Origin of the sequence: Brevibacterium otitidis, assembly GCF_042429315.1 — a bacterium.
GTDB lineage: Bacteria > Actinomycetota > Actinomycetes > Actinomycetales > Brevibacteriaceae > Brevibacterium > Brevibacterium otitidis.
This window is the reverse complement of the sequence record NZ_JBHMAU010000055.1, coordinates 1-5,209: the sequence shown is the minus strand read 5'-3', so window position 1 is coordinate 5,209 and position 5,209 is coordinate 1. Positions and strand designations below refer to the sequence as shown.

Sequence of the window (5,209 nt, the reverse complement as noted above, 5' to 3'; positions counted from 1 at the left end):
GAAACCTAGGACCATTCAAACCCCGCAACTCGATCAACGCTTCGGCACCGGCAGCGTCGTCAAACGGTTGCGCCAGTTCCAGAACCGAAAAAGACAAGTAAACACAACAACAAGACCGCCGAATCCAATCGACAACGGATACGAATAGGAAGCGAATGAGTCTGATACCAATCGAGAGAGCGCAAACGGTGCAAGCCCACCCAAAACCGCACCACATATAAGAAAGATAGATGACACACCATTAATCAGCCCGTAGGCACGCCCGATCTGAGAATTAGGAACACCGCCCTGAAGGATCGGCCCTTGCGCGACACTAAAACAGGACACACTAACACCAATTAAGAACATCGTCAACGACAATAGCGGCACCAACCATAGAAGCGCGAAGAGAATATATCCCGATCCCAGAAGCACACCAGTCCCAATCAACACGGTCCCAGACCCCAGCGTCTTTATACACTTCCAGGCTAACCCGCCGCCGACCAGGCCACCCAAAGCAAAAGAAGCGGTAATAAGACCATAGCTGTGCATAGGGATATGATGGTAACGCAAAATGAACAGCGGCAATGATACGTTGACGAGTCCCGTACATAATGAATAGACGCAGGATACGGTCAGAATCAACCGCATAACCGGATACTTACGCACGAACGCAGTAAAGACAGCGCCTCTAACTCGGGCAAAGCTAGGCCCCGCAGCGTGACCGACGTTGCGGGGCCGGTCCGTGTTCACCTTCGACGCCACTAACAGCACAGCGAACAACTCACAAAAAATGGCAATAACGATCACAGCATTAAACTGCAGCCAAGAATATAACGCCGGAACAAACGCAGTAACGACAACACCGATTCCAGTCAAGGAAAACAGAGAGAGCGATGACGCCTCGGGCCTTGAATCGACCGGTATCACGCTATGCGCAAGGGAATACCGCGCAGTGTTAAAAAACTGGGATAAACAACTAGTCGCGAATGCAAAGAAGATCAGTACGCATGCAAATACCGGCGAGCCTCCATGTACCAACAATGCAAACCCAAACAAGCACAAGCCGAGCATAAAACGAAAAAAAGCACTTAGCAAAAGTACACGGGGACGGTCAAACGTATCTGCGACACTACCAGCGAGCTTAGATAGCAAAGCGCGCGGGAGCACAGATAGTATCGACACAGCCAAAAGCCCAAGACTGGCCAGTGCACCGGGAAGAGCAGTCGAAACCACAAGTTTCGTTACGCTTTCGAGGGAATACTCAGCTGCCGAGCTAAAGCCCTGTGCTCCCAGAAGCCTATAGAAGCCTGAACCACGAAGTTCACGGAATCCAGCCGACTTACGCGCCATCAGTATGCCCAATCCGGCAGTTCTCGGGGCCGGCCCAAGCCGCAAGTTGTGTTGCAGCTGCATCACGAATCTGAGCAATGGGCGAAAAGCTCGAGGCAATCTCTAAGGCTCTGACACGACGAGCCAAAGGTATGTCAGTACGAAGCGATTCTACGTCGCGCCAGCGTTTCAAACATGGATCAAACGGCACTGACCGTGGTTGGCAGTTCTTCCAGTACCATCTATATTCCGACCCCCAGCCGAAGTAATGTTCTTCCCAGCTGGAGGACACGTAAGGACGCAGCGAAGGTTCAGCAATAGGATCATCTATCGGTTGATAACGAATTTCCAATGAAGTTCTGAAGCTGCTGGAAAGGTTTTTCGATCCGCCATGCACAGTGAAGGTTGAAAAACAAAGAGCGTCGCCGGTATCCAGCTCTTCATATACCGGCTCTTCGATAAAGGAACTCGAAACCTCCCAACCCGATAGGTTTTCACTGGTAAGAGATAGTTGCGGGAACTCACCAAATCGAGCACGTGTCTCGTACATTGGTAGAACACCTGAAGCCTCATCCACGGGCACAAGCGGAATCCACACCGTTATCTGGTTGCTCGATCCTTGTAGTTCGATAAAGTCGATATGCGTTCCGGCCGGAGGTACGCCACGCCCCAAGGATTCCGGAGGGACAGCGCGAAGCACCTTATTTGGATGACAGAACACACGTTCAACCGGTACATCTAGAATCGAGGCGACGCATCTAAGCAGACTCGGATCATGCGCAATACCTTCTACGACAGGATTCCGCCAAGACTCCAGTAAGGACGTTCCAGCGGTTAAATGGTCAGTTCGAACGTTATAGTTTAACTCAGGTCGATTACCTCCGGGAACCATAGCCAACGCACAGTTCCACTCGTATAGCTCACGATTGACTGATGCGCTAAGAGCTTTTACTAGAGACTTCTTTACAACGCCACTTAGCTTCTTCCATTGTGCATCGTAGAAGACAACCGGGGGTCCTGCGTCTCTTGAGTTATCGTCGGGGATCCTCATAAGCAACCGCCAACCTCACGAAATGTATAGGATGAATCTCAGGATGCAAATGGAATAGTCTCTGCGTAAGGGACTCCTTTAGGGCCGGAGTCATACGCGCAACTGCACCGAAGCGTAAGCCAGCTAGTACTACTCTCTGAGCAACACGACCTGCATCAATAAGTGCGTGAACATACGTTGACTCCCGGGCCGAAGTGCATTCGGCCGTTTTCGCCCCTTTTACATCAGACTCGATCTCGCGATGGTACGCTGCACTATCAACACTTATTAACACAGCTATCCCTGAGCCGACGGCCCACGCTTGCCCCTGAATGATGTCATCTAGTTGAGTTGTATCACCGAGTGTAGCTCTGAGGTAACGTGGTTGATGAAATGCGGTGTAAGTTCCATCTCGCCAGCCTTCGACATTGCTAGTCGCTACCGAGATCACCATTCCCGGATATTCGCCTAACGCAGCGTACAGTTCCGGCAGTAAATAACGCAGCCAGTATTCTGGAATAGTTCGATCGGCAGTGCGCGTTAGACTCCGTCGATGCAACGCCCGTTTGGCGTCAAAACCGCTCGAAATGAGCTGATTCTGGCCAGAGATCCTCTCATCCCGAGTAAAATTTACACCAGTTACCGCATTGAGAAGCGCGTAAGGTAGCTCCCAGTTATGCTTCTCCCACAGCTCGGGTACTTGTACAGGACTCCTGTCACCAAAAATAATCTCGGTAGATGCCATCATTCTCCTTGCAGTTCGGCTTTAATGAACCTAGGACAAGTGTCGGAGAGTCCGAACTGCTTACCAAAATCTGCTGCTATCGCAACTGAACTCTTATATTGCCAATTACAGTACTCGGCAAAACACTGAAGTTGAGTGTCAACATGGCCTACATCTACAAATATCGCTCTGGCGCTACGCGGATCCCTGTAGCGATACATTGCTCTCGGTACGTAACTACAGAGGTGTAAGGTTGCAGACCAGGCTTCTCCTCGGTCCCTATTCGCGGGTTCGTTCTCGCTCCTCAGCGTTACAGGGAACAGTGAGTTGTACCTAGTTGAAAAATGGTAGATTCCCGCACGTATTTCAGGCGCATGATGAATCTCGACGAACGCTTCGGTTGGGTGGCGCGAACCGCCAGATGGCACCGCTTTGCCAATTAGGTGCTGTTGCCTGTACCCAGTTGTATTATCATCATACTCTGGCTGGACTCTCGTCCTTGCCAGGCCACTTCGAAGGATAAGCGCAAAACGGTAATCTGACCTATTAAAAAGTTCATCTGTTCCTATATCGGTTGGAGATGGTAGAGTCACTCCATCATCGGTATAACGAATGTCGAGATAAGGCGATGGCGGATCTTCCTTACCGAGATACGCTTTCATAATCTCTGCGTCGGCCCGCCGCGCTTTCGCCCCTTCTGACATATCTAGAAAGGGATGATCGACCGTTGCGGCCTGATAACTACTCATGTATGTGGGATTTTCAGCGACCTTTTCCGCATAAACCTCGTTTTCGGTTCCGTCATTAAGCATAACGGCCGAAATCTCGCGTGTGACCTCGTCGTCACCATCGGAAGTTATGGCATCCCACAGCTTACTTGCCTGCTTTCCTTCGAAACGTCTAGGTGTCTTTCCTGTCGTCGTCACATATGTTACTTCGGTTCCACTCTTAATAGCGTGATGTCCATCAGGTAGCTTCACGGCACTTATTCTATTCCTATCGTTCATTCAGCCTTCCTCTGGGAGTGGTCTGGCTATCAATACTTCTGGCCAGACCACTCCCAGATTCAGCCTTAGACTCACTTGTTGTTCACGGGCTTCGGCTTAACGATATCCTTCGGCATAGCCGCTACGTGAATTAGATTACACGTTGACTCTTGCAACAGTGCGATGTGGACGTTGTTCATTACACACCTTTCATCTCGATTACTCTATTCATTCGCCACTTGCGTGACGGGTTCCATACTACTTGTCGCTCACAGCATTGCAAGACCCTTTCCCTACGACGATCGTCATAGTTGCTCTATCACGAATGGGGTATAGCCATGGTTGCGAATTATACTAAGGTCGTACTTGCGACTCTTCAACTGGCCTTAAGCGGCTCTTCAGAGTTGAGTGTGGGTTGATGCGTCCAGGCCGCCAGCGATGAGCAGCATGCGGAGTCGGTAGTTCTCGAGGTTGCGGAACCCGCGAGCGATCCGACGGCCCAGGTCGATGAGCCCGTTGACCGCCTCGGTGCCACCGTTGCTGGCACCGTCGGTGTCGAAGTACGCCAGGATCGTCGTCTTCCACTTCTTCAATGNCACGTCCTGGGCGCACTGGTAGGCGACTTCGACACTGATGTGGTCCTCGTGCGCAGCGAACGCCGCTTCGAGTCTCGTACGCTGCCGGTCGGTGAGGCGTTCGCGTCCGGCCCGCAGAAGGTTGCGGATGCCGTAGAGCGGGTCTCCTTTGCGTCCCCGGTGCCCGAGTGTCTGCTGCTGGATACGACGGCGAACGTCATCAACAGCGCTGGTGGCGAGCTTCACGATGTGAAAAGCATCGAGGACGCAGGTGGCGTCGTCGAGTTGGTCATCGATCGCGTTCTTGTATCCCTGGAACGGGTCCAGCGTCGCAACCTGCACACCGTTGCGGAAGCTGGGCCCGCGTGCGGTGAGCCAGTCTTTGTACACGGTGCCTGAGCGTCCCGGGACGAGATCCAGCAGACGCGCGGTTCGGTGCCGGTGGCGGGAGAGATCGACCATGCCGGTCAGCTCCTTGGGTCCGCGCCGGCGCGGATCGGTGTGGTGCCAGACGTGCTCATCGACGCCCAGGACTTCAACGCCGTCGAACCGTGCCGGATCATCAGCCGCAGTGTTGAGCACT

The 5,209-nt window shown here is 52.4% G+C and carries 4 protein-coding genes; all 4 read right to left on the bottom strand.

What is annotated here, in order from left to right:
• Positions 1 to 33: 33 nt before the first annotated feature.
• On the bottom strand, positions 34 to 1,332 hold the full coding sequence (locus ACFFN1_RS08870; RefSeq protein WP_376840339.1) for an MFS transporter: 1,299 nt from the start codon (positions 1,330 to 1,332) through the stop codon (positions 34 to 36).
• Positions 1,322 to 2,011 carry a phytanoyl-CoA dioxygenase family protein gene (locus ACFFN1_RS08865; protein ID WP_376840338.1) on the bottom strand — a complete coding sequence of 230 codons (690 nt, stop codon included), beginning with the start codon at positions 2,009 to 2,011 and terminating at the stop codon, positions 1,322 to 1,324. Before ACFFN1_RS08865 ends, ACFFN1_RS08870 begins: the two co-directional genes overlap by 11 nt.
• A gap of 1,074 nt (positions 2,012 to 3,085) precedes the next feature.
• Entirely contained in the window at positions 3,086 to 4,045 is a 960-nt protein-coding gene (locus ACFFN1_RS08860) for a nitroreductase family protein (protein WP_376840336.1), read from the bottom strand.
• A gap of 404 nt (positions 4,046 to 4,449) precedes the next feature.
• The coding region (locus ACFFN1_RS08855) for a transposase (RefSeq protein WP_376840335.1) at positions 4,450 to 5,209 on the bottom strand (760 nt) is incomplete at its 5' end.